Source organism: Streptomyces sp. NPDC050674, assembly GCF_040654575.1.
Taxonomy (GTDB): Bacteria; Actinomycetota; Actinomycetes; order Streptomycetales; family Streptomycetaceae; genus Streptomyces.
In genome coordinates this window covers 370875-397001 of the sequence record NZ_JBFAIG010000002.1, presented here as the reverse complement: position 1 = coordinate 397001, position 26127 = coordinate 370875, and the positions used below count along the sequence as shown (strand labels likewise).

General features: G+C 72.4%; 22 protein-coding genes. 11 read left to right on the top strand and 11 right to left on the bottom strand.

All coding sequences use genetic code 11. From position 1 onward, the window contains the following. Positions 1-262 precede the first annotated feature (262 nt). The 3 genes from AB0I06_RS05150 to AB0I06_RS05140 form a co-directional block, all read right to left on the bottom strand. Positions 263-1087 (bottom strand): TIGR03943 family protein, encoded by an 825-nt coding sequence (locus tag AB0I06_RS05150; RefSeq protein WP_363117686.1) that lies wholly within the window; start codon positions 1085-1087, stop codon positions 263-265. Further along, positions 1084-2091: a permease gene (locus AB0I06_RS05145; RefSeq protein WP_363117353.1), complete on the bottom strand. Its 1008-nt coding sequence runs from the start codon at positions 2089-2091 to the stop codon at positions 1084-1086. The genes AB0I06_RS05150 and AB0I06_RS05145 overlap by 4 nt, the downstream gene beginning before the upstream one ends. Before the next feature lie 69 nt (positions 2092-2160). Next, complete coding sequence (locus tag AB0I06_RS05140; protein WP_363117352.1) at positions 2161-3504, bottom strand: tetratricopeptide repeat protein; 1344 nt, start codon at positions 3502-3504, stop codon at positions 2161-2163. Positions 3505-3638: 134 nt separating this feature from the next. On the opposite strand from AB0I06_RS05140, the gene AB0I06_RS05135 reads away from it, so the two are divergent. Together AB0I06_RS05135 and AB0I06_RS05130 are read left to right on the top strand one after the other, a co-directional pair. Further along, positions 3639-3785 carry a hypothetical protein gene (locus AB0I06_RS05135; protein ID WP_363117704.1) on the top strand — a complete coding sequence of 49 codons (147 nt, stop codon included), beginning with the start codon at positions 3639-3641 and terminating at the stop codon, positions 3783-3785. Positions 3786-3919: 134 nt separating this feature from the next. Further along, positions 3920-5923 (top strand): Ig-like domain repeat protein, encoded by a 2004-nt coding sequence (locus tag AB0I06_RS05130; protein ID WP_363117351.1) that lies wholly within the window; start codon positions 3920-3922, stop codon positions 5921-5923. Here the strand turns inward: AB0I06_RS05130 and AB0I06_RS05125 are convergent. The 3 genes from AB0I06_RS05125 to AB0I06_RS05115 form a co-directional block, all read right to left on the bottom strand. After that, entirely contained in the window at positions 5913-6089 is a 177-nt protein-coding gene (locus AB0I06_RS05125; RefSeq protein ID WP_363117350.1) for a DUF397 domain-containing protein, read from the bottom strand. The genes AB0I06_RS05130 and AB0I06_RS05125 overlap by 11 nt on opposite strands. 136 nt (positions 6090-6225) lie before the next feature. Next, positions 6226-7287: a hypothetical protein gene (locus AB0I06_RS05120; RefSeq protein WP_363117349.1), complete on the bottom strand. Its 1062-nt coding sequence runs from the start codon at positions 7285-7287 to the stop codon at positions 6226-6228. Positions 7288-7352: 65 nt separating this feature from the next. Continuing rightward, positions 7353-8492 carry a PP2C family protein-serine/threonine phosphatase gene (locus AB0I06_RS05115; RefSeq protein WP_363117685.1) on the bottom strand — a complete coding sequence of 380 codons (1140 nt, stop codon included), beginning with the start codon at positions 8490-8492 and terminating at the stop codon, positions 7353-7355. A 187-nt stretch (positions 8493-8679) separates the two neighbouring features. Between AB0I06_RS05115 and AB0I06_RS05110 the strand changes: the two genes are divergently transcribed. Together AB0I06_RS05110 and AB0I06_RS05105 are read left to right on the top strand one after the other, a co-directional pair. Continuing rightward, complete coding sequence (locus AB0I06_RS05110; protein ID WP_363117348.1) at positions 8680-9120, top strand: hypothetical protein; 441 nt, start codon at positions 8680-8682, stop codon at positions 9118-9120. Between the two features lie 148 nt (positions 9121-9268). Next, a complete protein-coding gene (locus AB0I06_RS05105; protein ID WP_363117347.1) occupies positions 9269-10237 on the top strand; it encodes a hypothetical protein in 969 nt (322 codons plus the stop codon). Here AB0I06_RS05105 and AB0I06_RS05100 read toward each other — a convergent pair. After that, a complete protein-coding gene (locus AB0I06_RS05100) occupies positions 10134-11483 on the bottom strand; it encodes a PLP-dependent aminotransferase family protein (protein ID WP_363117346.1) in 1350 nt (449 codons plus the stop codon). The genes AB0I06_RS05105 and AB0I06_RS05100 overlap by 104 nt on opposite strands. Before the next feature lie 77 nt (positions 11484-11560). Here AB0I06_RS05100 and AB0I06_RS05095 point away from each other — a divergent pair, with 77 nt between their 5' ends. After that, a complete protein-coding gene (locus tag AB0I06_RS05095; protein ID WP_363117345.1) occupies positions 11561-12370 on the top strand; it encodes an alpha/beta hydrolase in 810 nt (269 codons plus the stop codon). Positions 12371-12413: 43 nt separating this feature from the next. Beyond that, the gene (locus AB0I06_RS05090; RefSeq protein WP_363117344.1) at positions 12414-13415 is read left to right on the top strand and encodes an endonuclease/exonuclease/phosphatase family protein; all 1002 of its coding nucleotides are present in this window, start codon (positions 12414-12416) and stop codon (positions 13413-13415) included. Between the two features lie 74 nt (positions 13416-13489). Here AB0I06_RS05090 and snpA read toward each other — a convergent pair whose 3' ends face one another. After that, positions 13490-14179: a snapalysin gene (gene snpA, locus AB0I06_RS05085; protein WP_363117343.1), complete on the bottom strand. Its 690-nt coding sequence runs from the start codon at positions 14177-14179 to the stop codon at positions 13490-13492. Between the two features lie 173 nt (positions 14180-14352). On the opposite strand from snpA, the gene AB0I06_RS05080 reads away from it, so the two are divergent. Next, positions 14353-15312, top strand: a complete 960-nt coding sequence (locus AB0I06_RS05080) for a LysR family transcriptional regulator (protein WP_363117342.1) — start codon at positions 14353-14355, stop codon at positions 15310-15312. 44 nt (positions 15313-15356) lie between these two features. Here the strand turns inward: AB0I06_RS05080 and AB0I06_RS05075 are convergent, their stop codons facing one another. Next, positions 15357-17441, bottom strand: a complete 2085-nt coding sequence (locus AB0I06_RS05075) for a PhoX family protein (protein ID WP_363117341.1) — start codon at positions 17439-17441, stop codon at positions 15357-15359. Between the two features lie 279 nt (positions 17442-17720). Between AB0I06_RS05075 and AB0I06_RS05070 the strand changes: the two genes are divergently transcribed. From AB0I06_RS05070 to AB0I06_RS05055, 4 genes are all read left to right on the top strand, one after another. Further along, positions 17721-19745 (top strand): VWA domain-containing protein, encoded by a 2025-nt coding sequence (locus tag AB0I06_RS05070; RefSeq protein ID WP_363117340.1) that lies wholly within the window; start codon positions 17721-17723, stop codon positions 19743-19745. Between the two features lie 148 nt (positions 19746-19893). Then, positions 19894-21609: a methionine--tRNA ligase gene (metG, locus tag AB0I06_RS05065; RefSeq protein ID WP_363117339.1), complete on the top strand. Its 1716-nt coding sequence runs from the start codon at positions 19894-19896 to the stop codon at positions 21607-21609. 146 nt (positions 21610-21755) lie between these two features. Further along, entirely contained in the window at positions 21756-22121 is a 366-nt protein-coding gene (locus AB0I06_RS05060; RefSeq protein WP_030846758.1) for a PH domain-containing protein, read from the top strand. Positions 22122-22217: 96 nt separating this feature from the next. After that, positions 22218-23117, top strand: a complete 900-nt coding sequence (locus tag AB0I06_RS05055; RefSeq protein ID WP_363117338.1) for a hypothetical protein — start codon at positions 22218-22220, stop codon at positions 23115-23117. Positions 23118-23171: 54 nt separating this feature from the next. Here the strand turns inward: AB0I06_RS05055 and AB0I06_RS05050 are convergent, their stop codons facing one another. Next, the gene (locus tag AB0I06_RS05050) at positions 23172-24146 is read right to left on the bottom strand and encodes an intradiol ring-cleavage dioxygenase (protein WP_363117337.1); all 975 of its coding nucleotides are present in this window, start codon (positions 24144-24146) and stop codon (positions 23172-23174) included. A gap of 117 nt (positions 24147-24263) precedes the next feature. Further along, a complete protein-coding gene (gene aspS, locus AB0I06_RS05045) occupies positions 24264-26027 on the bottom strand; it encodes an aspartate--tRNA ligase (protein ID WP_363117336.1) in 1764 nt (587 codons plus the stop codon). Positions 26028-26127: the final 100 nt, after the last annotated feature.

Here is a 26127-nt window from a genome sequence, read left to right as displayed (position 1 = left end):
CGATCGCCCCGCCGCTGCGCCGTCGCCGTCCGGTCTCCGGTGGCCGCGGGTGGGGCGGACGGTCGTGCGGCCGACCGCGCGTGACCGGTGCCCGACCGGTGCCCGGCCGGGCACGGCGCCCGCGACCTCGCCCGTTGCCGGCCGGGCACCGCGCCCGACACCCGCCCGGATCACTCCGAGCCCTCCCGGAATCGTGCCCCGACTACCCGTAGTCGGTGGGGCAAAACCCCTGCGTCCCCAACGCCCCCGCGCGGGACCGGCCTCAGCGCTTCTCGTACGGATTGTCCGGCTGCGGTACCCGACGGACGGAGGTGACGTCGACGACCGGGGGCCAGGCGGCGTCCGAGCCCGGTTTCCCCTCGGGACGCCAGGTGCCGGTGACCGTCACCCATGTGTCGACCGGCGGGGCCTGCGCGCCGCGCACCTCGACCTCGGCGGTCGTGGCGTCGGCGGCGCAGCAGGAGACGAGGAGGCGGGTGACGTACCAGGTGTCGTCGTCGTCCCGGGTGACGAAGCCGGTGAGCCGGACCGTACGGCCCTGAAGCGAGCGGGCGCTGTCGTAGACCGCCCGTGAGCCGAACTCCCCGAGGGTGAGCTCGACGGGGTCGCCGGACGGCAGGGCCGGGAAGGTGCCGACGCCCTGGGCGGTGCGCCGGGCCGCCTCGCGCTCCGCGCTGTAGGAGCCGAGGGCGGGCGGCGGGAACAGCAGGAGGGCGAGGGCGGGGAGGGTGAGGAACCAGGCGACACGGGGCCCGGCGGGACCGTGTCCGTGCCCTGCGTGGCCGCTGTCCTCCCCGGGCCGGGGCTCGGGCCCGGGATCGTGCCCGTGCCCGAGGGCAGCGCCGAGCCCACGCCCGGGGTCGAGGCCGTGCCCGGGGTCGAGGCCGTGCTCCTGCTCGGGGTCGGCGGTCCCGCGGGTGATCATCGCCACCGCCGCTCCCAACAGCACCAGCGTCACTCCCGACACCACCAGGTACGGCCGCAGCCCGGCCTGCACGTACCGCAGGTACAGCTCACTGAAGAGGGACACCCGCAGGATCGCCGCGCCCACGAGCGCGAGCAGTACCGCCGGTCCGTAGCGCCTCACAGCAGCCACCACCCCACCAGGACGCTGCTCCCCACGGCCACCACCCACGTCACCGCCGAGAACCGCACCGCGAAGGCCCTGCCGAACGTGCCGGTCTGCAACGCGATCAGCTTCAGGTCGACCATCGGGCCGACGACCATGAAGGCCAGCCGGGCGGTCGGGGAGAAGCCGCTCAGCGACGCGGCCACGAACGCGTCGGCCTCACTGCACACGCACAGCACGACCGCGAGCAGCGCGAGCAGCAGCACCGACAGCCAGGCAGACCCGCTGAAGACCTCCAGCAGCGACCGCGGCACGACGATGTCGAACGTCGCCGCGGCCCCCGCCCCGACGACGAGGAATCCGCCGGCGTGCAGGAAGTCGTGCTGAAGCCCGTCGACGAAGGCGCGCGGACCGCCGCCCGGTGTGCGCCCGCCGCCGCCCGGGGGCAGCCGCAGCCACTCCTGACGTCCGAACCGGGCCCACAGCCAGCCCATCACCACGGCCGTGCCGAGCGAGGCGAGCAGCCGGCCGAGCACCATCTCGGGCTGCCCCGGGAAGGCGATCGACGTCGCCACCAGGACGACGGGGTTGATCGCGGGCGCCGACAGCAGGAAGGCGAGCGCCGCCGCCGGTGCGACACCCCGACGCATCAGGCTCCCGGCCACCGGCACGGACGCGCACTCGCAGCCCGGCAGCACCACCCCGGCGGCCCCGGCGACCGGCACGGCGAGCACCGTACGGCGGGGCAGCAGCCGCTGGAACACCCGCTCGGGCACGAACGCCCCGATCGCCGCCGACACGACGGTGCCCAGCAGCAGGAACGGCACGCCCTGGACGGTGATCGCGGTGAACACCGTCCACCAGGCCGCGACGGGCGGGGTGTAGAGGTCGAGCGCCAGCATGGGTCCGAGCACGGACACCACCGTCGCGATGGCGAGCAGCGCCGCGCCGCCGAGCACGGCGTACACCAGGGCCCGCAGGCCCAGCCGTACGCCGTCGGCCACTGTTCGTCGGTTCTCCACGCACCCGCCCCGGTCGTTCACATCCCGGGGGGAGGCTAACCCGCACGGCTGTGCGAGGGCCCGGTTTCCTCAGAGAGGAGGCTGTGCGGGCGCGGGCCCGAGGGTGGTGGTGCCGGGGGCCGTGCGGTGCCCGAGGCCCGTCCGGTAGGCGTCCAGGGCCGCCTCCACCCGGCCGGTCCGGCGCAGCAGGTCGCCCAGCAGCCGGCACAGGTCGGCCAGGTCCCCGGCGGCGCCCGCCCGCTCCAGCAGGCTCAGGGCGCGGACGTAGTGCTCCTCGGCGTCCTCCGTGCGGCGGGCGTCCTCGGCGATGATGCCGAGCAGGCGGTGCGCGGCGGCGGAGTGGACGGCGCCGCGCTCGGGGGACAGGTGCCCTAGGACGTCGTGCAGCAGGGCCGCCGCCTCGTCGGACCGGCCGCGCCGGTGCAGCACGTCGGCCAGTTCCACGGCGACCTGGCTGCTGTAGAGGGCGGCGCGCCTGGCCGACAGCATGCCGAGGGCCTGCCGCAGCTCCTCCTCGGCCCGCTCCAGCCGGCCGTCCTGGGCGTAGACGTACCCGCGCATCCAGTGGCAGTTGGCGAGTTCGGTGCGGATCTGCAGGCCCCGGTACAGCTCGGCGGCCTTGGCCAGGGAGGCGTCGGCCTCGGCGAGGCGGCCCTCGGCGACCAGGGTGCGGGCGACGGAGCGGTGCATGCGGGCGACCAGGGCCGGATCGCCCGACTGCGGGGCGAGGGCCAGGGCGAACTCGGCGGCCTGGGCGGCCCGGGCGTGCGCGCCCATGTCCATGTACGGGCCGATCGCGCTGGCGTAGAGCAGCAGCAGGGCGTCGGGGTCGTGGAGGCCGCCGCGGTTGAGTTCGTCGAGGGTGGTCTCCAGCAGGTAGACGGCGTACCGCAGTTCCCCGGCCAGGTAGTGGGCCACGGCCCGGCCGCGCAGGGCCGGGGCCCGGGCGGGCAGCGGCGCACCGGCCAGGCACTCCTCGGCCCGCTCGAAGTACTGCCGGCCGGCCTCGAGCTCGCCGGTCTCCAGGGCGCACTCGCCGAGTCCGAGCAGCGCGGCGGACTGCTCGGCGGCCAGGCCGTGCGTCTCCGCCTCGGCGAGCAGCTCGGCGTACTGCCCGGCCGCGGCCTCCGCCTCGCCGACGGCGAGCGTGCGCTGCGCCTCGGTCAGCCGCAGCCGCAGCCCGGTGACCAGCCGGGCCGAGCGCCCGCCGGCCAGCTCGTCGAAGGCCACGCCGAGCCGCTCGGCGAGATGCCGCAGGGCGTCGTCGGAGGGGCGCACCCGGCCGGACTCCAGGGTGGAGATGTAGGCCGGTGTGTACACGGGTTCCGCCAATTGCCGCTGTGTCAGTCCCCGTTCGACACGCAACCGCTGCACCCGACGGCCGATCGTCGCCGGATCGTCACGCTCCCCCACGCCAACTCCCCCTGTGCCCCTTGCCGTTCGGCCTGGAATGCCCCTAGGTTAAACGGAGTGTTAAGCGGCATTGTCGAAGACGCTTAACACGCTGCCGCCGTAGTCGCCGCCCCAGTTGCGAGGTCGCCGTGCCGATGCGCACACGCACCGCCGAGCGGTACGCCCGAGGCTTCACCGCGGCCCTCGTCGCCGTGGCCACACTGCTGCTCGCGGCGAACGCGGGTCCGGCGCGAGCCGAGGCACCACAGCACGGTCCGCGGCCTGTGGCCGACTCTCGCTGAGACGGCCGGAACCGCCCTTTCCCATCAGCCTCATAATGCGTAGTTCACCCGAGTGTCAGAGGGGTGTTCTAGCCTGCGGGGGCTGATCACTTCTTTCCTGCTGATCACTTCTTTCGTTCCGGGGGGTTCGATCCATGCACAGACGCACTCTCACGGCCGCGACGGCGCTCGGGGTCCTCTTCAGCTCGGTGACGCTCGTCGCGGCCGGCGCCGGGTCGGCGGCGGCAGCCGACTCCAGCAGGATCCTGCCGCTGAAGTCGTCCGGCGACATGGTCGTCGACGGAGTCCACCACCGCGTCTTCATCAGCGATCCGACGGCGGGGCAGGTCGTCGTCACCGACTACGCGGGCACGGTCATCGCCACCGTCGGCTCGCTGCCCGGCGTGCACGGCCTGGAGCTGTCGCCCGACTCGGGCACGCTGTACGCGGCCGTGCACGACGCGACCGCGATCGTCGCGATCGACACGGCCACGGCGACCGAGACCCGCCGCTGGTCCACGGGCCAGGGCGCCGGCCCGGCGTACGTCGCCCTGACGGGCGGCAAGCTGTGGTTCAGCTACGGCGCTTCCGGCGACGGCAACATCGGCTCGCTCGACCCGAACGCCACCGACCCGGGCCTCACCCTGGGCCAGGACACCGGCCGCACCTTCTACGAGGCCCCGATCCTGGACGCCTCCCCGGGCGCCCCGGGCACGCTCGCCGCGGGCTCGCCGGGCCAGAGCCCGGTCGAACTCGCCGTGTACGACGTCTCCTCCGGCACGGCGAGCCGTACGGCGCACGCCTGGGACCCGGGCAACACGGGCGGCGGCAACCTCCAGGACCTGGCGGTCACGCCGGACGGCAAGGACGTCGTCACGGCCAGCGGCGCCCCGTACTACCAGGCGGTGTACAAGCTCACGGACCTGTCCGCCGACGGCAAGTACGTCACCAACACGTACCCGAACGCGGTGGACATCGCCCCGAACGGCGACGTCGCGGCGGGCACCTTCTCCTGGTACGACCCGGACGTCCATGTCTTCAAGCCGGGCACCTCGATGCCCCTGAGGCAGTACGACTTCCCCAACACCGGCAACAGCAGCGGCGCCGACACCCTGGCTCCGGCGGGCCTGGCCTGGGCGCCGGACGAGAGCAGGCTGTTCGCGCTCTCGGAGAACGACAACAACGTCTACTCGCTGCGGATCCTCGAAGCCCCGACGAAGGCGGGCACGACCCTCGCGGTGAACGCCCCCGCCACGGCCACCCGCGCCAAGCCCCTCACCCTCACCGGCACGCTGTCCTCGTCGGCGGCGTTTCCGGCGGGCACGAAGGTCTCGGTCACCCGCACCGACGACGAGTCCCCGTCCGGCAAGCCGCTCGGCACGGCGGCGGTAGCGGCCGACGGCTCGTACTCCTTCACGGACACCCCGCCGGCGGGCGGCAAGGTGACGTACACGGTCACGTACGCGGGCGACGACGCGCACGCGGGTGCCACAGCCGCCCACGCGGTGAGCGTCGCCAAGACCGCGACCGCGCTGACGCTGAACAACGACGGCAAGGTGTACGGCTACGGCAGCGACGTGTCGTTCACGGCGCACCTCGGTACGACGTACAAGAACCGCACCGTGGAGATCTGGGCCGACCCGTACGGCTCCGACAAGCCGAACACGCTGGTCAAGAAGGGCACGGTCGACTCGTCCGGCAACCTTTCGGCGACCGTCCACCTGACCCGGGACACGAAGGTCAGCGCGAAGTTCACGGGCGACACTCGGTACGCCGCGAAGACGGTCACCAACTCGGCCTACACGAAGGTCAAGATCTCGACCTCGCTGAGCGGCTGGTACAAGACGGCGACGGCCTGGAACCAGAAGTACCACTACTTCCGCCAGTCCAAGGACCCCGTCCACAACACGACGATGTCCATGTACCCGGGCCGCAAGTACCAGTTCCAGGTCCAGCGGTACGCCGACGGCGCCTGGCACACCACGGACTCCGAGTACCTCGCCCTCGACCGCTATGGCAAGGACGCGGTGACTCTGACCGGCACGCCGCCGATCGGGCCGCGTTTCCGGATCCGCGCGTCCTACATCGACCCGACGTCCGGCGACAACGTCAACACGACGACGTACGGAGCGTGGAAGTACTTCGTGTTCACGCGCTGACGTACGTCACGAAGGCGGCGTAGGCCTCCGGCCAGACCGTGAGCGCGCCGGCCTCGGGGTCCTTGGAGTCGCGGACAGCGACGCCGGTCCCGAGGTCGGCGACCTCTACGCAATCCCCGCCGGTGTTGCCGCTGTACGACGACTTACGCCACCGCGCGTCGGTCAAAGTCTGACTGCTCCCATAACGCTCCTCCATCACGCGCGTCGGGTGGAGCCGGCGCCTGCGGCCGCTGCGGATCGTCGTCCTCCGCCTCGTACTTCGCCGCGGCCATCCGCTCCTTCACGCACACGACGCACGCGGCTCAGCCCTGGGTCTGCAACTGCCTTAGCTGCCGCTGCACATGATCCAGCGCCCCTTCGCGCCGCCCGGGCACCCGTCCGCGCAACGCGGCCAGGGCGGCGCCCAGTTCACGTGCGGCGGCGGTGTCGCGGACCTGGCTCCACTGGTGGTGCGCCCGGTCCACGGCCGCCTCGACGGCGGGGGCGTCCGGTGCCTGCCCGGCGTTCAGCCGGGCGGTGGCGATCATCAGCCAGACGCGGCAGCTGCGGGCGGCGTCCCCGGCGAACATCGCCAGGTCGGCGCGTACCTCGGCCCAGTGCAGGGCCTCTTCGGAGGCGGGCCCGTGCGCGGTGACGGCGGCCTGCTCGTGCCGGGCGGCGAGCGCGTCCGCGTCGGTGTGCCGGCCGGACTGGACGGCGGCGGTGATGGCGGCGTGCGGGTCCCCGCCGGTCGGGCCGGGCGTGCTCAGCACCAGGTCGGTGCCCGCGCTCTCGGGCGCGATCCGGCTCAGTGCCTGCTGGTGCAACTGCTCGACCGGCGGCCGGAATCCGCTGCGCAGGATCGTCGCGACGGCCTTCATGTACGCCGGGACCGCGACCGTGCGCCGGGACGGCGGTGGCGCGATGCGACCGTGAACGGCGTTGCCGCGGCCCGAGTCCAGCGGGGTGCTCCGCAGCAGCTCCCAGGTCTCGGCGTCGGCGTGCAGGTCGAGCAGGAGGGTCGTGGCACCGGCCGGTCTGAGCCGCAGTTCCTCCCGGAACCAGTGCCAGGGGAAGGCCGTGTAGCGGGCGGTGGAGGCGGTGGTGCGGGCCAGCGCGAGGTGGGGCAGGCGCTGCCTGCGGTCGAGCTGGAGCTGTCCGGTGACGTACACGGTGAGCGGGCCGGGGGCCGCGGCGGCGGCGCGCAGGCGGGTCAGGACGGCCTGCGGGTCCAGCGGGTCGGCGAGTTCGACGACGTTCGCGGTGTCGGTGCCGGACAGCACGGCGGGCGGCACGGCGGCGAGGACCGGGAGCACGGAGGCGGCGTCCACCAGGCGTCCCCTGCCCACCGGCGAGGCCGCCAGCAGCAGCACGGTTCCGGGCATCGCCCCACCCCCTGTGTCGATCACGTACGTCAGCACCGTAACCGCTGCGGCTGCAAAGGGGGGTCTCAAGGCCGCAAACGTCCGCCTTCGGGGGCTTCGCCCCGGGGTCTCCTGCGGACGGCGAACACCGTGGTGTCGTCGGCGAGACGCCCGCCGCCGTGCCGCAGTGTGCCGTCCCGTACGAAGGCCGCCAGACGGCCCGGTTCGGCGATGCCGGGGTCCTCGGCGACGGCCCGGGCCACCTCGTCGGCGAGCGGGTAGAACGCCCCGGCGGCGTCCCTGGTCTCCGTCACCCCGTCCGTCACGAGCAGCAGCGTCTCGTCGTCGGCGGTCCGCCACCGCCCGACCTGCGGGGGCCCGGGTGCCAGACCCCGCAGGCCGAGCGGCAGACCGGCGCCGGCGGTCAGGGCGCGCACGCCGTGCGGCCCGACGGCGAGCGGCGGTTCGTGCCCGAACAGCAGGACGTCCACCGCCTCCCGGTCGTCGTCGGGAAAGGCGAGCAGGACGGCCGTGGCGAACCGGTCGCCGTCCGCGCGGCCGAGGGCGACGGTGTGCCCGCGGTGCCGGATCATCCGCGTCTCCAGCCGCTCGGCGACCGTCGCCAGGTCCGCCTCGTGGTAGGCGGCCTCGCGGAACGTGCCGAGCAGCGCGGCGGCCGCCTCCACCGCGCCCAGGCCCTTGCCCTGCACGTCCCCGACCAGGACGCGGGTGCCGTGCGGGCCGGGCTGGATGTCGTAGAAGTCGCCGCCGACGCGGGCGTGGGCGTCGGCGGTGAGGTAGACGCCGGCGTGGTCGAGGCCGCCCCAGCCGGACGGGAGGGGGCGCAGCACGGTGCGGCGGACGGTTTCGGTGACGTCGCCCATGTGCAGCGCGCGGTGCTCGTCGCGCACGCGGATCGCGCAGGCCAGGGTGGCGAGGATGCCGCCGAGGGCGACGAGGACGAAGTCGGCGCGCCCGGCCCGGTATTCGTGCGGCCAGGCACTGTCGGCGACGACGTACGTCACCAGCGAGAGGACGGCGAACAGGGCCGTGCCCCACACCCCGCAGATCGAGGCGGCGATGGCCGGCACCAGCACGATCCAGGAGATCATGCGGAACTCGCCGATGGTGTGGTAGTCGGCCACCGCGATGGCGACGAGCAGCAGCAGGGGTGGCGCCCAGGCGACGCTGCGGCCCCGCACCCGCAGGAGTTCCTGCCGCCGCACGACGTTCCGGCCCCCGGCCCGGGCCTGCCGGACGAGCGGGCCGGGCCCCTCGCGGTGGCGGCTCACGGCCCCAGCGAAACACGGGGCGGCACCGGCCGCATCCCGTCGCGCTCGCCCCGCCGACTTGCCGGGGACTCCCGGCCGGTGTGCCCTGGAGCCAGGGGCAGGGACAGAGAGGAGAGCTGTCATGGCTCATGCGGCACCCGCCTCACGCAGGATGATCACGCAGCGGCGCCGGCCCGATGTGTTCGGCGCGCGCACCCACGCCGTCGCGAAGGTGGCGCTGCCCGTGGTGCTCGGGTTGGTCTACGGCTTCTGGGCCGCGGCCAACCGGCGTCACGGCGGGCCCATCACGGGCTGGAACCTGCTGTTCGGCTTCGTCACGGCGCTGGTGTTCGCCGTGCTGTTCGCCGCCGTGTGGCAGCTGGCGCCGCGGCTGCCCCGTGAACTGCGCGCGCTGAGCTGGTTCGTCCTCACGGGCTGCGCGATCGGGGCCCTCTACAGCCAGACCGGCGCGTCCGTGTTCAGCTCCAGCGGTCTGGGGCTGCTGGTGGGGGCGGGCGTCATGGCGATGGTGTTCTACCGCTTCTACACGCTCGAGGACGCCGAGGGGCGGCGAACCGGCTGACGGCACCGGGACACCCGTTCGGGCGAGTGCGTCCCGGGGCCGTGGAGGGCCGCTCGTCGCAGGTGGGGCGCCGTCCCACCCGGCGGGCGGGCGGCCGGGCACCGTCGCAGCGCTCGCGGACCGGGCCCGGCGCGCCTTGCCTGGAAGGGTGTCCCGGCGCGACCGGGCGCCCGCACCCGCGACGGCGCCCCCACGATCCCGGAACGTCCTGTCGGCCGTTCTGCTCACCGCGGCGTGCCTGCTCCTGCCCTTCGGCGCGCTGGCGTCCTGGGCCGCCCACGGGCTGACCGACACCGGCCGCTACGTCCGCACGATGGCACCGCTGTCCGCCCACCCGGACGTGCGGCGCGCGGTCGCCGACGCCGTCGGGGACGGTGTCATGCGGGAGGCCGGGCACCTGACGGGCAGCGGCCCGCCGCGCGAGGCCGTCGGGCCCTTCGTGCACGACGCGGCGCGTTCCTTCACCCGCACCGAGGCCTATCGCGCGGCCTGGGACGCCTCCAACCGGGCGGTGCACGACGCGGTGCTGCGCGCGCTGCGCGACGACGGCGCCCACGGGGCGCCGGTCACCGTCGACCCGGCCCCCGTCATCGCCCGCGTCAAACAGCAACTCGCCGACGACCACGTGCCCTTCGCCCACCGCATCCCGGTCACGCACACGCGGATCCCGGTGCTGCCGGCCGAGGACCTGGACCGACTGCGCAAGGGGTACCACGTGCTGGACACCGCCGCCTTCTGGCTGCCGCTCGCCACCGCCGTCCTCGCGGTCTGCGCCATCGCCGTCGCCGCGTGCCGCCGCCGCGCGGTGACCGCCCTCGGTCTGGGCACGGCCCTGGGCGGCGCGCTGCTGGTCCTGGCCGTCGCGATCGGCCGCCGCCTCACGCTCGCCGATCTGCCCGACGCGCTCCACCGCCCCGCGGCGGGCGCGGTCTACGACGCCCTCACCGCCACCCTGCGCACGGTGTCCTGGCTGCTGTGCGCACTGGGTCTGGCGGTGGCGGCCGGGGCCTGGATCACGGGCCGGTGGTCTCCCCGTCTCGCCGCGCGGCGAGCCGCGCGAGGGTCCGCAGGGCCCGTCGCAGATCCGGCTCCGGAGCCGACGCGAGCCCGAGCCTGACGGCGTCGGGCGTGTGCCCCGGGGCGACGGCGAAGTCCGGGCCGGGCGTCACGGCGATGCCGTGCGCCGCGGCGGCGGCCGTGAAGGTGTCGGCGCGCCACGGGGCGGGCAGCTCCCACCAGGCGAAGTAGGCGCCCGGGTCGGACCGGACGGTGAAGCCCGCGAGTTCCTCGGCGAGGATCCGCTGCCGCCGGGCCGCGTCCGCCCGCTTGGCCTCGACCAGCCGCGCCACCGTCCCCTCCGCGGCCCACCGCACGGCCGCCTCCAGCGCGAACCGTCCCGCGTTCCAGCCGCCCGAGCGCACGGCGCCGGCCACGGCGGCCGCCCGGTGCGGCGGCACCACGAGGAATCCGGCGGTGAGCCCCGGGGCGACCCGCTTGGAAAGCCCGTCGACGACGTGGGTGAGGGCCGGAGCGTGCACGGCGAGCGGATCGCCGGGCTCCCGCAGGAACGACCAGATGCGGTCCTCCACCACGGGCAGGTTCAGGTCGTGGACCAGCTGGGCGAGTTGCAGCAGTCGTGGCCGGCCCGTCGTCAGGGAGGTCGGGTTGTGCAGCGTCGGCTGCACGTACAGGGCGGACAGCGGCGCCGAGCGGTGCGCCGCGGCGACGGCCTCCGGAAGCAGCCCGGCCGCGTCCCCGGCCAGCGGCACCAGCGTGATGCCGAGGCGCGCCGCGATCTGCTTGACCAGCGGATACGTCAGCTGCTCCACCCCGACCCGGCCGCCCGGCCGGACCAGGGAGGCCAGCACGGCGGCGATGGCCTGCCGGGCGTTGCCCGTGAACAGCAGCCGCTCGGGGGCCGGGCGCCAGCCCGGGGTGGTGAGCAGCGTGGCCGCGGCCTGCCGGGCGGCCTCGGTGCCGGTGGCCGCCGCCGGTAACAGCGCCTCGGCCAGCACGTCGGGGCGCAGCAGCGGCGCGAGCACGGGCGCGAGAAGCTCCGACTGGCCGGGCACGCAGGGGTAGTTGAGCTCCAGGTTGACGGGAGCTGCGCCCGGGCCGGGCTCGGTGAGCGTCCGGCCCGCCTGCCCCGTCACCGGGGCGGCCCGCACGAAGGTGCCGCGCCCGACCTCCCCGACGACCAGTCCGCGCCGCACCAGTTCGCCGTACACCCGCCCGGCCGTCGAGGGGGCGACGCCCCTGCGGCGCGCGAACGCCCGCTGGGTCGGCAGTCGTTGGCCCGGGCGCAGCCGCCCGGTGGCGATGTCGTCGGCGATGCGGTCGGCGATACGCCGGTAGTCACTCATCGGCCGGACCCCCTTGGATTGCACCGAGAGCAAAGATCTTATTGCACCGAGTAGTTGAGCGGCCTAGGGTCGACGCCATGGCACCCTTCCTCGCATACGAGGACAAAGGATCCGATACCCACCGGGTACCCCTGGTCCTCGTCCACGGCCACCCCTTCGACCGCACCATGTGGGCCCCGCAGCTCGACCGGTTCCCGGGTACCCGCCGCGTCGTCGCTCCCGACCTGCGCGGCTACGGCGCCTCCCCGACCACCCCGGCCGTCCCGGACTTCTCCGCGTTCGCCCGGGACATCGAGGCCCTGCTGGACGAGCTGAAGGTGGAGTCGTTCGTCCTCGCCGGCCTGTCCATGGGCGGCCAGATCGTCATGGACTGCTACCGCCTCTTCCCCGAGCGCGTCCGCGGCCTGGTCCTCGCCGACACCTTCCCGTCCGCGGAGACCCCCGAGGGCGTGCGCACCCGGGACGCCATGGCGGACCGCCTCCTCGCCGAAGGCATGCGCGGCTACGCCGACGAGGTCCTGGAGCGGATGGTCGCCCCGTACGCGTCCGCCGAGGTCAAGACGCACGTCCACGGCATGATGACGGCCACCGCCCCCGAGGGCGCCGCCGCGGCCCTGCGCGCCCGGGCCCGGCGGCCCGGCTTCGACACCCTGCTGCCCCGCGTCTGCGTCCCGGCCCTGGTCGTCGTGGGCGCCGACGACACCTTCACTCCCGTCTCCGACGCCCTGGCCATGCACGCGGCCCTCCCGGACGCGGAGCTGCACATCGTCGAGGGCGCCGCCCACCTGCCGAACCTGGAACGCCCGGAGGTGTTCGACCGGGCCCTGGAGGAATTCCTGGACCGGGTCGACGCCGGGCAACCTTCCCCCGCCCCACCCCGTCCTTGAGGGAGGATTCGGACACCCCACCCCGCGAACGGAAGGCCGGGCCTTGGACACCGCCGCTGCCGAGTGGACCGCCAGGGACGACGGACGCGAGCACCGTCCGCCCGGACGGCGGCTCGGCGCCTGGTGCGCCGGTCTGCTGTTCGCCTCGGTGAGCGTGGTCGTCGGCTTCCGGGCCGCCGACAGCGACGGCATCACCCCGGTGCCGCAGCTCCTCGCCTTCCTCCCCTGGCTCCTGGTGCCCACCGCCGCGGGCCTGCTGCTCACCCTGCTGTCCCGCCGGTGGTCCGGGACGGTGTGGGGCGTGGTCCTGCTCGGCCTGCTGGCCTGGTACATCGAGCCGTACGGCAAGGCCGACGACCCCTCGGGCCGTCCGGTCGCCGACCTGCGTGTGCTGACCTCCAACGTCGAGTTCGGCCAGGGCACCGCCTCGCTCGTCACCGCCGTCCGCCGCGAGAAGCCGGACGTGGTCTTCGTGGAGGAGTGCGACCAGGAGTGCGACGCGCTGCTGAGGCGGGACCTCTCCGCGCCCTATCCGCACCGCCGGGCGGTGGAGGGCGGCGGTTCCGAGGGCTCCGTCATCCTCAGCCGCTTCCCGCTCCGGCCCACCGAGGGCGTGCGCGGCACGATGGGCATGCCCGGGGCGGTCGCCGACGTGGACGGGCACGCCGTACGGCTGCAACTCGCCCACCCCATGCCCCCGCTGCCCGGCCAGGTGGACCTCTGGCGCCGGGAGCTCGGCGCCCTGCGCGACGCGGCCGCCGCCGATCCCGGCACGCCCCTCGTCCTGGCCGGCGACTTCAACGCCTCCCAGGACCACGCCGCCTTCCGCCGCATCCTCGACACCGGCCTGCGCGACGCCTCCCGCCTGGACGGCGCCGACCGCACGGTCACCTGGCCGGCCCGGACGGCCCCCACGCTCGGCGCGCAGATCGACCACGTCCTGGTGTCACGGCAGTTCGGGGCGAGCCGCACCCGCATCCTGGACCTGGCCGACACCGACCACCGCGCGGTCGTCACGGACCTCACGCTGCACGCGGGACGCTGAGACCGGGACCCGGTGAGCGCACACGGATACGGCCGCCCCTGGCAGCGGGACGGCCGTATCCGCATGGGGGTGTCTCAGCGAGCCGACTTCTCCAGGGCCTTGTCCATCGCCGCCGCCAGGCCGTTGACCCACAGCCGGTTCACCCGGGACCGCTCGGTCGAGTTCGGGTAGGCGTTGGTGCAGGACGGACCGGGGCCGCCGCCCGACATCAGCTCACTGCACGGGCCCGTGTAGTGGTCGGGCAGGCCCAGGACGTGACCCGTCTCGTGGGCGGTGACCCGGGTGGAGTCGTACTGCTGGTTCTGCCGGTAGTCCAGGAAGATGTAGCCGCTGCCGTGGCCGTCGGTCGAGGCGTAGGAGCCGCGGGAGTCGTTGCCCTCCCGGTAGCTGAAGTCGGCCGTCGAAGCGGACCCCGCCTGGAGCCGCACGTTCGACACCGAGCTGTTCCATATCTGGGTGCTGCGCGCTATCTGGGCGCTGAACGTCGGTGCGCGGGAGGCGTCGTAGACGACGGTGACGGCCGCGGTGGCGCTGGGGTTCTCGGCACGCTTCTCGGCGACGGACTTCAGGACCGCCTGGAAGAAGGCTCTGTTCGCGTCGGCGGACGAGGCGGACGAGGTGGACGGAGCGGACGGGCCGGACTGGGCGACGAACCCGGCGTGGGGCGCGGCGGCCGGGGCCGCCGAGGCGGGTACGGCCGTGCCGAGTGCGGCCATTGCGAGGCCGAGACCGAGAACCGTCAGGGCGGACGTGGACTTTCGCATCGAGGACTCCTCGGGTGGGGGTTGAGTCTCACCGGCGAGTCTCGATGCCTGTGCGGCGCCTGTGATGATGGCAACCGGCGATAGGACGACGCTATCGGCTGCCCAATTCACCTGGTTTAGCGATGGATTATGTGGCTGGTTAACGCCGCCGTTCCGCTTTAGCCTCACAGAGCATGGAGCTCGAGGTGAGGCACCTCCGCGCGCTGTGCGCCATCGCCGACACCGGCAGTCTGCACCGCGCCGCCCGGCACCTGGGCGTCGCCCAGCCGTCGTTGAGCACCCAACTGCGCCGTATCGAGCGGGAGCTGGGCGGACCGCTGTTCCTGCGCTCCCACACCGGCTGCCGCCCCACCCCGCTGGGCCGCCTGGTCCTGAGCCGGGCCCGCCCGCTGATGGCCGACCTGCACCTGCTGGTCACCGAGGCGAGGGCGGCGGCCACCGGCGGCACCGAGCTGCGCATCGGCTCGACGGCGAGCAAGGCCCTGGCGGGCTGGCTGCGCCGACTGCGGGCCCGGGGCCAGAACCCCAGCCTCCACATGAACGTCTCGCCCAACGCCCTGCTCCGCATGGTCGCCGACGGCCAGCTCGACGTCGCCTTCGTGCACGAGGTCGAGGGCAGCCCGCTGCGCATTCCCGCCGAGCTCCGGCTGCGCGTCCTGGTCGAGCGCGAACCCCAGTGCGTGTCGCTGCCCGTCGACCATCCGGCGGCCGTGAGACAGGAGGTCGACCTGGCCGACCTGGCCGGCGACCGCTGGATGATCGACCCCACGGTCGACGGCGAATGGGACGCCGTCCAGCGGATGTTCCGCGCCGCCCGCGTCAGCCCGCACGTCCTGCACGGCGACTACCACACGGCCGACGCCCTGGTCGCGACCGGTGAGGTCGTCACCGTCTGCCAGCCGACCCGCACCCCCCGCCCCGACATGGCGGTCCGCCGCATCAAGGGCGACCCGCTCGGCGTACGGCTGCTCGCCGCGGCCCGCACGGAGACCGACCTGGACGGCGTCTACCCCGCGCTGGAGGAGGCGTACGGGGAGGTGGCGCGGCAGGCACCGGCCTACCGGGAGTGGCACCGCCGGGAACGGCCGGCCCCCGGCGGCCCCCTCAGACCGCCGAGCCCGGCCCTTCCCTGACCCGGTCCCCCGCCGCCCCTGTCGCCTCCCCCTCGCCGGCCGGCTCAGACGCCGATGTCACGCCCGTCGGCACGCCACACGGCCACCACGGCCGGGCGGACGTACGTCCCGGGCCCGTCGGGCCAGGTGCTGGCGGGCTTCTCCACGGACGCGCCGTCGATCTCGCCCGGGTGCTGCACGGCCACCAGCACACGCCGGTCCTGGATGATGGGGCCGCAGGTCTCGGCGCCCTTGGGCACGGTCAGGAACTGCTTGAGCTCACCGCGCCGCTCCCCCCGGGTCGCCACCCCGAACAGGCCGTCGTGCGAGCCGAGCTGGGAGCCGTCGGTGGAGATCCACAGGTTGCCGTGGGGGTCGAAGGCCACGTTGTCCGGGCAGGAGATCTGGCTGACGGCGTCCTTCGGGAACCCGGCGAAGTAGGTCGCCGGGTCGTCCGGGTCACCGGCCACCAGGAACAGCGACCAGGCGAACCGGGTGCTCTCGGGCCGGTTCCAGCGCTCGGTGAGCTCCAGCACGTGCCCGTGCTTGTTGGCGTTGCGCGGATTGGCCTCGTCCGCCTTGGCGTTGCCGCCCACACCGCGGTTGCTGTTGTTGGTCAGGGCCACGTAGACCTTGCCGGTCACCGGGTTGGGCTCGATGTCCTCGGGCCGGTCCATCTTGGTGGCGCCGACCTTGTCACCGGCGAGCCGCGTGAAGACGAACACCTCCTCGGCGCTCATCCCGTCCACGTGCGAGACGGCGCCCTCGGCGGTGGCGGTGGCGAGCGGGATCCACTGCCCGCTCCCGTCGAACTCGCCGTCCTTCGGCAGCTTGCCCGTGCCGTCGATCTCGATGGCGGGGGAGTCGCCGGTGAGCCTGGCGACGTACAGCGTGCCCTCGTCGAGCAGGGAGAGGTTGTGCTCGCGGACGGCTCGGGACGAGCCGTGCCGCATGCGCTTGCTGCTGACGAACTTGTAGAAGTAGTCGAACCGCTCGTCGTCGCCGGAGTACACCACCGGCCGCCCGTCGTGCGTCAGCCGCACGGTGGCGGCCTCGTGCTTGAACCGTCCGAGAGCGGTGTGCTTGCGGGGCGTGGAGGAGGGGTCGTACGGATCGAACTCCACCACGTACCCGAACCGGTGCACCTCGTTCGGCTCCTGGGCGACGTCGAACCGCTTGTCGAACCGCTCCCACTTGCGCTCGGTCGCGCCGGTGCCGATTCCGTAGCGCTTGTCGGTCGCCCGGCCGCTGTTGGCGAAGTACTGGTTGAAGTTCTCCTCGCCGTGCAGGGTCGTGCCCCACGGGGTGACACCGCCCGAGCAGTTGTTGAGGGTGCCGAGCACCTTGGTGCCGGTCGGGTCGGCGGAGGTCCTGACGAGCGCGGACCCGGCGACGGGGCCGGTCAGCCGGAACTCGGTGGTGGCGGTGACCCGCCGGTTCAGCCGGTGCCGGGGGACGGCGGTGAGCTTCCCGCTCCTGCGGTCCTCCTCCACCACGACGGCGGACAGCCCGTGCGCGGCCCAGGCGATCTCGGCCTGCTCGCGGGTCGGGGCGGCGGCGTCGTACCCGCGGAACATCAGGATCTCGTCGGTGTACTCGTGGTTGGCGACGAGCAGCTGCCGGTCGCGCTCTCCGGGCAACGGCAGCAGGGCGAGGAAGTCGCAGTTGTACCCGAACTGCCCGGCCTGTGCCTTCGCGGTCTGCTTCTCCGGGTCGAAGGCGGGCGCACCGCGCAGGATGGGCTCGCCCCAGCGGATGACGACGTTCTGCCGGTACCCCTCCGGGACGGTCACGGCGTCGGTGGTGTTGGGCGCGACGGGCGCGAAGCGCAGGCCGCGCGCGCCCTTGCTCTTGCGCCGGGCGGCCTCGGCGGCGGCCGGTGCGGTGGCCGGAGCGGCGGCGGCCGGAGCGGCCCCGGTGACACTCGCGGCACCCGCCCCGGCGGCGGCCACGGTCACCACGGCCGCGGCGCGCATCATCGAACGGCGGCTGAGCGCACCGGCGATCACGTCACCGACGTACGTGTTGGAGCTGGTGTTGGGCACCTCGTGGAAGCAGGCGTCACCACATCGGAAACGACAGGTCATGGCGGACCGGCCGCCGGGGTGCGAACCGGACGGAGTTCCGATCAACGGCAGCAGCTTGCGCACTTTACTCTCCCCTGAGATGCCCTTGGTGTCAGCGTGACCGTAGGGGCACATACGTGCGGTAGCCGGGCGCCCGGGTGAACAACGAATGAACCTGCGGCTGCCGTACGGGTGTTGCGGCGATTCAGCCCGGCGACACCTGCACCGGCCGGATGCGCTCTTGACAGAGTGGGCCTGGGACAACAGACCCTGCCCAAGATCACACAGGAGGGCCGCTAACCTTACGTGTCCGTCCTGGCCAGGGATTGACGGGCTTCAACTCACGCGAAGGGTTGCGCGCACATGGGCATTCTCACTCGGTTGCGGAACGCGTTCGGACGATCCCGCAAGACACAAACCGCCGAGGCGGAGGATGCGGCGCGTACGGCGACCATCGGCGAGACCGGCGGGACCGAGGGCCTGACCAGCGCGGACACCGGCCACGACGCCACCGCCGCACCGGCCTCGCCCCCCGCCGGGGACCCGAAGGTCCCGTCCCCCTCCCCGGAGCCGAGGCCCACGCCTTCGGCCAACGTCCCCGAGCCCCGCACATCGGACTCCGGGGAACACGACCTCGTCTCGGCGGCCTTCGACCGTGTGACGGTCCCGAGGCCGACCCGGTCTACGGACGGGGAGCAGGGCTCCGCGGCGGAATCGGCGGTGGATGAGGGGCCTGCGGCTGCGGAGGGGACGGCGGCTGCCGAGAAGCCGGCGGTTGCGGAGGGGACGGCGGCTGCCGAGAAGCCGGCGGTTGCTGAGAAGGCGACTGCTGACGAGGAACCGGCGGTTGTCGCGGAGGCGACTGCTGACCTGGAGCCGGAGGCGGCGGAGTCGGCCGTGGCGGACAAGGCCACGGATGCGGAGGGTGCTCCGGCGAAGACGCCGGTCGCCGAGGAGCAGGCGGTGACGGACGAGGCTACGGCGGAGAAGCCGACCGCAGCCGCCCCGGCGACGGTCGAGAAGACGGAGCCGACGACGCCGGAGAAGCCTGAGGGCAGCCCCGCGGACGAGGCACAGTCCGAGCCCGCGGCAAAGAAGGACGCCAAGACGAAGGCCGGGTCCGACGCACCGGCGAAGGCGGAAGCCGAGGCCAAGTCCGACGCACCGGCGAAGGCGGAAGCCAAGCCCGAGCCGACGCCCGAGACGCCCGCAGAGGCGAAGCCCGAGCCGACGGCCGAGGCCGAGCCGGCAGCCGACCCGAAGCCGAAGGCCGAGTCCAAGGCCCCGCGGAAGGCCTCGCCGAAGACCGAGGCCGAGCCCGAGCCCGAGTCGAAGCCCGAGCCCGCGCCGAAGACCGAGGCCGAGGCCGCGGCCAAGCCCGAGGTCGAGGCCGAGCCGAAGGCCGAGCCCGAGCCCGCGCCGAAGACCGAGGCCAAGCCCGAGCCCGAGGCCAAGACCAAGCCCGAGCCCGAGGCCAAGCCCGAGCCCGAGCCCGCGCCGAAGACCGAGGCCAAGGCCGAGGCCAAGCCCGTTTCGAAGGCCAAGTCGAAGGCCGCGCCCGCGGCCGAGGCCGGTCAGGGGACGAAGTCCGAGAAGGCCCCCGAACCCGCGGCCGCCGACGGCGACACCGCCCCGCAGGGGCCACCCGCACCCGGCGACGAAAGCGGCACGGGTGGTGCGGGTGGGAAGAAGGACACGGCCGAAGCCGCAGGCGAGGCCGAACCCGCCCTCCCCCTGACCGCCCTCAAGAAGCACGCCCCCGGCCTCACCACCGCCTACAAGGCCGCCGCCACCGCCCTCGAGAAGAACGACCTCACCGGCACCCGCGCCAAGGTCTACCTCGTCCTCGACCGCTCCGCCTCCATGCGCCCGTACTACAAGGACGGCTCCGCCCAGGCCCTCGCCGAGCAGACCCTCGCGCTCGCGGCCCACCTCGACCCCGAGGCCACCGTCCCGGTCGTCTTCTTCTCGACCGAACTCGACGGCACCGGCGAGATCACCCTCTCCGAGCACGAGAACAAGATCGACGACCTGCACGCGGGCCTCGGCCGCATGGGCCGCACCAGCTACCACGCCGCGGTGGAGGCCGTCCTCGCCCACCACGACAAGACGGCGGCGGCCCCCGGCACCCCCGCCCTCGTGGTCTTCCAGACCGACGGCGCCCCGGACGCGAAGACCCCCGCCACCCAGGCCCTCACCGACGCCGCCGAGAGCCACCCCGCCGTCTTCTTCTCCTTCGTCGCCTTCGGAGACCCGGAGAACAAGGCCTTCGACTACCTCCGCAAGCTCAAGACCCCCAACACGTCCCACTTCCTCGCCGGTGAGACCCCCCGCGAGCTCACGGACAAGGAGCTCTACGAGGGCGTACTGGCGAACTGGCGCCCGTAGCCGTCCCCGGCCCTACTACGCCGCCCGCTTCCCACCCCGTAAAAGGGGAGGCGGGCGGCGTACCCGTGTCAGCTACGATTTCAAGGTTCCGTAGACGACCGCGACCACGAGATCGTCACCCCACGTAGCGACTTGGGAGCAGCCCGCGATGGCTCGACACCTCATCACCAGCGCCCTTCCGTACATCAACGGGATCAAGCACCTGGGCAACATGGTGGGGTCCATGCTCCCGGCGGACGTGTACTCCCGCTATCTGCGCCAGCGAGGCCACGAGGTCCTCTACATCTGCGCGACGGACGAGCACGGCACCCCCGCGGAGCTCGCCGCCAAGGAGCAGGGCGTGCCCGTGGACGCGTTCTGCACGGAGGCGCACCACCAGCAGAAGGCGATCTACGACGGCTTCAACCTGGCCTTCGACTACTTCGGCCGCAGCTCCTCCCCGCAGAACCACGAGATCACCCAGGAGATCGCCCGCGAGCTGAAGGCGAACGGCTTCATCGAGGAGCGCGCGATCCGCCAGGTGTACTCCAACGCCGACGGCCGCTTCCTGCCCGACCGCTACATCATCGGCACCTGCCCGCACTGCGGCTACGACAAGGCCCGCGGCGACCAGTGCGAGAACTGCACGCGCGTCCTGGACCCGACCGACCTGATCGACGCCCGCTCCGCGATCAGCGGCAGCAGCGACCTGGAGATCCGCGAGACCAAGCACCTGTTCCTCCTCCAGTCGGCGCTGGCCGGCGAGGTGGAGGCGTGGGTCGACGAGCGCGCCGACAACTGGCCCGTCCTCGCCTCCTCCATCGCCCGCAAGTGGCTCACGGAGGGCCTGCACGACCGGGCGATCACCCGTGACCTGGACTGGGGCGTCCCCGTCCCCGCCGACACCTGGCCGGACCTCGCCGCCGAGGGCAAGGTCTTCTACGTCTGGTTCGACGCCCCGATCGAGTACATCGGCGCGACGAAGGAGTGGGCGGACCAGGACCCGGAGAACCGTGACTGGCGCTCCTGGTGGTGGGAGTCGGACGCGAACGTCCACTACACGCAGTTCATGGGCAAGGACAACGTCCCCTTCCACAGCGTGATGTTCCCCGCGACCCTGCTGGGCACCCGCGCCCCGTGGAAGAAGGTCGACGTCATCAAGGCCTTCAACTGGCTGAACTACTACGGCGGCAAGTTCTCCACGTCCCAGCGCCGCGGCGTCTTCACGCACGACGCCCTCGACATCCTGCCCGCCGACTACTGGCGCTACTTCATGATGGCGAACGCCCCCGAGTCGGACGACTCGTCGTTCACCTGGGAGCACTTCACCGCCACGGTGAACAAGGACCTGGCCGACACCCTCGGCAACTTCGTCAACCGCGTCCTGTCCTTCTCCAAGAAGCGCTTCGGCGAAGAGGTCCCGGCGGGCGCCGAGCCCGGCGAGGCGGAGACCAAGCTGGGCGACGAGATCGCCCGGCTGCTCGCGGAGTACGAGTCCCAGATGGAGGCCATCCAGTTCCGCAAGGCGGCGGCCGCGCTGCGCGCCCTGTGGTCGGCGGGCAACTCCTACCTGGAGGAGAAGGCCCCCTGGCTGGAGATCAAGACCAACCCCGAGGGCGCCGCGCTCACCCTGCGTACGGCGATGAACCTGATCCACCTCTACGCCGTGGTCTCCGAGCCGTTCATCCCGACGTCGGCGAAGAAGATGCGTGAGGCGTTCTCCCTGGAGAACGACACCGCGCTGTGGGTCACCGCGGACGAGGCACGCTCCCTCACCGCCGTCCCGGCCGGCACCCCCTTCACCATCCCGCCGGTCCTCTTCGCCAAGCTCACGGACGAGGACCTGGAGTCGTACAAGGAGCGCTTCGGCGGCGAGCCGGCGTAACACCCGTTCCGTGTCCGCCCCTAGGGGAATCTCCTCCTGGGGGCGGACGCGTTCGCGGAAGGACTCGTCCCCGGGCTCGTCGCCTCCGGGAACCCCTGTTCATAGGATGACCGAGGCACCTGGCCAACCACATGGGGGGAACACCGATGGCACTCTTCGGCAACGCACACACCGTGAACCCGCAGTCCGCCCAGCAGGACTACGCCCGCCTCCTCGGCCACGGCGAGCAGGTCCACGCCGCGTTCCTGCTGATCCGCGACACCATTCTCTTCACCGACCGCCGCCTGATCCTGATCGACAAGCAGGGCATCACCGGCAAGAAGGTCGAGTACCACTCGGTCCCCTACCGCAGCATCACCCACTTCGCGGTGGAGACGGCGGGCACCTTCGACCTCGACGCCGAACTGAAGATCTGGATCTCCGGCACCCCGACCCCCATCGAGAAAACCTTCACCAAGGGCGTCGACATCTACGAGGTCCAGGCAATCCTGACCCAGTTCGTCGCACGGTAGCCCACCGCACGACGGGAACGTTTTTGCCGTTCTCGAAAGGGTGAACGCACCTCGGACGACCTGCACCAGCGAATTCGATGGACCTACTTTGCCCACATGGTCACATCAACCCATGAGACCTCGCACCGGATCTTCCAGGACCATCCCGAGGTTCTCTTCCCCGTCTTCGAAGCACTGGGGCTCCCGCCGCCTGCAAAGGCGACGATCGAGGCGCTGACCCCCGACGCCACGGAGATCAAGCCACTGGAACGCCGGGTGGACACGGTGCTGAGAGTCGAGCCGTCGGAAGGCGACGGCTTTCTCATCGCCATCGAGGCCCAGACCGGCAAGGTCCGCGGCAAGGGGCTCAGCTGGTCGTACTACGTGGCGTACCTGCATGCGAAGTTCGGCCTGCCGGTCCTGCTGGTCGCGGTGTGCAGGAACCGGCCGACGGCGGCCTGGGCGGCCGGGCCCTTCGAGTGCCGCGTCGGCACCTGGACGTCCCAGGCCACACGGCCGTTCGTCCTGGGCCCGGACAACGTCCCGGAAATCACCGACGAGTCCCTTGTCGCCCGGGCACCGGCGATGGCCACCTTCTCGGCCATCGTGCATAGCGAAAGCGAAAACGCCCCCGCCATACTGGACATGCTGGCCCGCGGAATGCGGTCGTTCGACAAGGCCACAGCGAAGTACTGGTGCGAATGGCTCGAAGTCGGACTGGAGAACACTCCGGTCCAGGAAACCTGGAGAGAGCTGGAGAAGATGGTCGCCACTTACTTCCCGGGCAGGGGGACGCTCTTCGAGGAGACCTACCTCGAAGGCAAGGCCGAGGGCAAAGCTGAAGGCAAAGCCGAGGGCACAGTCGAGTCCATTCTTCGCGTGCTCGACAAGCGCGGGATCGACCTCCCCGAGGACGCCCGCGACCGCATCACCTCCTGCACCGACCTCGACACCCTCACCCGCTGGCTCGACCGCTCCTTGACGGCCGCCGGCGCGGAGGAACTGTTCACCGGCTGAATCAGGGGCGGACGGGCGGGAGCCTCCCGCACACGTCCGCCCCACAAGTCCAGGTCAGCCCGCGGTCGCCGAGGCCGACCCCGTCCCGCCCGGCCGGGCCGAGCCCCCTGTGCCGTCCTGGGTCGCCTCGGGATCGACGGCCATGGTGAGTGTCGCGACGACTCCCTTCGCGATGGCGCCCTTCTTGTACTTCAGCCTGAGCAGGCCGCCTTCGGTGCCGTTGCCCGGGTAGATGGTGTCCTCGTCGAGGGTGGTGCGGGGCGTGGTGTTGGTGGAGTACGGCGCGACGTCCGCCGCGGCCAGTACGGACTCCTCGTCGAAGAAGAGCTGACCGGTGTGGCAGGTCGTGCCGCCCTCGTAACCCGCGTCGGTCCAGGTGCCGTTCACGTGCACCTTGGTGTGGATGTGGACACAGCGGCCCTGGTACCAGCCGGGGAAGACCGTCCGGAACACCACCTCGCCCTTCTTGTCCGTCCGCCACGTGCCCCGCAGGTAGCGCTCGTCGTCGGTGGGCTCCTCGTGTCCCCCGCCGCCCCCGCCGCCTCCGGCCGGAGGCGACCCCGTGGGCGTACCGGTCGGTGTCCCGGACGGCGGCGTACCACCACCGCCCGTCCCGCCCCCGCCCCCGCTGCCCATCGACTCGTACCCGGAGTACACCCCCAGCGCGTTGCAGTGCCAGATGTCGACCGCGGCGTTCGCGAGGGGCTTGCAGGTGTCGGAGTCGATCACCTTCAGACGCAGGCTGAGCGGGATGCCCTCCTGGTCCTCGGTGATGTCCCGGCGGAGCTTGTCCGCGTCGATGTAGTAGGGGCCCTCGGTCGTCTCGGAGGTCAGCCGGTAGCAGGCGTCATCGGAGGTCCCGGACGCCGTCCCCGTGCCCGCCGTCGTCTTCTCGCCGGCGAACGCGCCCGCCGCGAACGACCCGCCGACCCCCGCCGCCACCACCGCACCGGCTCCCGCGGCGACGACCTTGCGGCGTGTCAGGTCCCCTTTGTGTTTCGGCCCTCGGGCCGTTTCCTGTCCCGTCATGGAAAGGGAAGCTAGGGAGCGAGGCTGTCAGGAACCTGGGCGGGGGCCGGGTGAGAGCCCTGGGTACGACGATGGCCCGGAACCGGCGTCGGTTCCGGGCCACTGCCGCAAGGTCGCCTACTTCGGCTGCGGCTTGCGCACCGACAGGTGCAGCTCCTTCAGCCGCGCCTCCTCCAGCTCCGTCGGCGCGCCCATCATCAGGTCCTGGGCGTTGCCGTTGAGCGGGAAGGCGATGGTCTCGCGGATGTTGGGCTCGTCGGCCAGCAGCATGACGATGCGGTCGACACCCGGGGCGATACCGCCGTGCGGCGGGGCGCCGAAGCGGAAGGCGCGCAGCATGCCCGCGAACTTCTCCTCGACGGTCTCACGGTCGTACCCGGCGATCTCGAAGGCCTTGAGCATGATCTCCGGCTCGTGGTTCCGGATCGCGCCGGAGGACAGCTCGACGCCGTTGCAGACGATGTCGTACTGCCAGCCGAGGATGTCCAGCGGGTCCTGCGTCTCCAGGGCCTCGAGACCGCCCTGCGGCATGGAGAACGGGTTGTGCGAGAAGTCGATCGCGCCGGTCTCCTCGTCCTTCTCGTACATCGGGAAGTCGACGATCCAGCAGAACCGGAAGACGTTCTCCTCGAAGTGCCCGGCGCGCTTGGCGGCCTCGACACGGACCGCACCCATGATCTTCGAGACCTCGTCGAACTCGCCCGCGCCGAAGAACACGGCGTGGCCGGCCGCGAGCGACAGGCGCTTGGTCAGCTCGGCGACGTTCTCCTCGGTGAGGAACTTCGCGATCGGGCCGGACAGCGAGCCGTCCTCGGCCACCCGCACCCAGGCCAGGCCCTTGGCGCCCTGCGAGACCGCGTAGTCACCGAGCTGGTCGAAGAACTTGCGGGGCTGGCCGGAGACGTCCGGCACCGCAAGGGCCCGCACGTGCTTGCCGGCGAACGCCTTGAACTCCGAGCCCTCGAAGACATCGGTGATGTCGACGAGCTCCAGCTGCGCGCGCAGGTCCGGCTTGTCGGAGCCGTACTTCAGCATCGCCTCGCGGAACGGGATCCGGGGGAAGGGGGACGTGACGTGACGGCCGTTGCCGAACTCCTCGAACAGCTCGGTCATGAGCTTCTCGATCGGCTGGAAGACATCCTCCTGCTCGACGAAGCTCATCTCGACGTCGAGCTGGTAGAACTCGCCCGGCGAGCGGTCCGCGCGCGCGTCCTCGTCGCGGAAGCAGGGCGCGATCTGGAAGTAGCGGTCGAAGCCGGAGATCATCAGCAGCTGCTTGAACTGCTGGGGCGCCTGCGGCAGGGCGTAGAACTTGCCCGGGTTCAGACGGGAGGGGACCACGAAGTCGCGGGCGCCCTCGGGGGAGGTCGCCGACAGGATCGGGGTCGCCATCTCGTTGAAGCCGAGGGCGACCATCTTCGAGCGGATCGAGGCGATCACCGACGACCGCAGCATGATGTTCTTGTGCATGCGCTCGCGGCGCAGGTCGAGGAAGCGATACTCCAGGCGCCGCTCCTCGTTGACCCCGTCCTCGGTGTTGATGGTGAAGGGCAGCGGCTGGGCGGCGCCCAGCAGCTCGACCTCGCCGACCTCGACCTCGACCTCACCGGTCGGCAGCTCCGGGTTGATGTTCTCGGCGCCCCGGGAGACGACCTTGCCGTCGACCCGGACGGTCGACTCCTTGGAGAGCTTGTCGAGGGCCTCGTAGGCGGGGGTACCGGGACGGGCCACGAGCTGCGTGATGCCGTAGTGATCGCGCAGATCGATGAAGAGGATGCCGCCCAGGTCGCGCCGATTGTGCAGCCAGCCACTCAGCCGGACGTCGCTGCCGACGTCAGAGGAGCGGAGCTCGCCGCAGGTGTGGGACCTGTACCGATGCATCGTCGTTCATCCAGTCTTCGCTGATCGGGGTCTGTGTTTCACGTGAAACTGGTCCCCAGCGTACCGGGCAGGCGTAGATCGGCTCTCCACAGTTATGGAT

Coding starts and splice junctions, on each gene's coding strand:
- AB0I06_RS05135 (WP_363117704.1), top strand. CDS start 3,639: ATGCGCACACGCACCGCCGAGCGGTACGCCCGAGGCTTCACCGCGGCC.
- AB0I06_RS05130 (WP_363117351.1), top strand. CDS start 3,920: ATGCACAGACGCACTCTCACGGCCGCGACGGCGCTCGGGGTCCTCTTC.
- AB0I06_RS05120 (WP_363117349.1), bottom strand. CDS start 7,287: ATGCCCGGAACCGTGCTGCTGCTGGCGGCCTCGCCGGTGGGCAGGGGA.
- AB0I06_RS05110 (WP_363117348.1), top strand. CDS start 8,680: ATGGCTCATGCGGCACCCGCCTCACGCAGGATGATCACGCAGCGGCGC.
- AB0I06_RS05100 (WP_363117346.1), bottom strand. CDS start 11,483: ATGAGTGACTACCGGCGTATCGCCGACCGCATCGCCGACGACATCGCC.
- AB0I06_RS05095 (WP_363117345.1), top strand. CDS start 11,561: ATGGCACCCTTCCTCGCATACGAGGACAAAGGATCCGATACCCACCGG.
- snpA (WP_363117343.1), bottom strand. CDS start 14,179: ATGCGAAAGTCCACGTCCGCCCTGACGGTTCTCGGTCTCGGCCTCGCA.
- AB0I06_RS05080 (WP_363117342.1), top strand. CDS start 14,353: ATGGAGCTCGAGGTGAGGCACCTCCGCGCGCTGTGCGCCATCGCCGAC.
- AB0I06_RS05070 (WP_363117340.1), top strand. CDS start 17,721: ATGGGCATTCTCACTCGGTTGCGGAACGCGTTCGGACGATCCCGCAAG.
- metG (WP_363117339.1), top strand. CDS start 19,894: ATGGCTCGACACCTCATCACCAGCGCCCTTCCGTACATCAACGGGATC.
- AB0I06_RS05060 (WP_030846758.1), top strand. CDS start 21,756: ATGGCACTCTTCGGCAACGCACACACCGTGAACCCGCAGTCCGCCCAG.
- AB0I06_RS05055 (WP_363117338.1), top strand. CDS start 22,218: ATGGTCACATCAACCCATGAGACCTCGCACCGGATCTTCCAGGACCAT.
- AB0I06_RS05050 (WP_363117337.1), bottom strand. CDS start 24,146: ATGACGGGACAGGAAACGGCCCGAGGGCCGAAACACAAAGGGGACCTG.
- aspS (WP_363117336.1), bottom strand. CDS start 26,027: ATGCATCGGTACAGGTCCCACACCTGCGGCGAGCTCCGCTCCTCTGAC.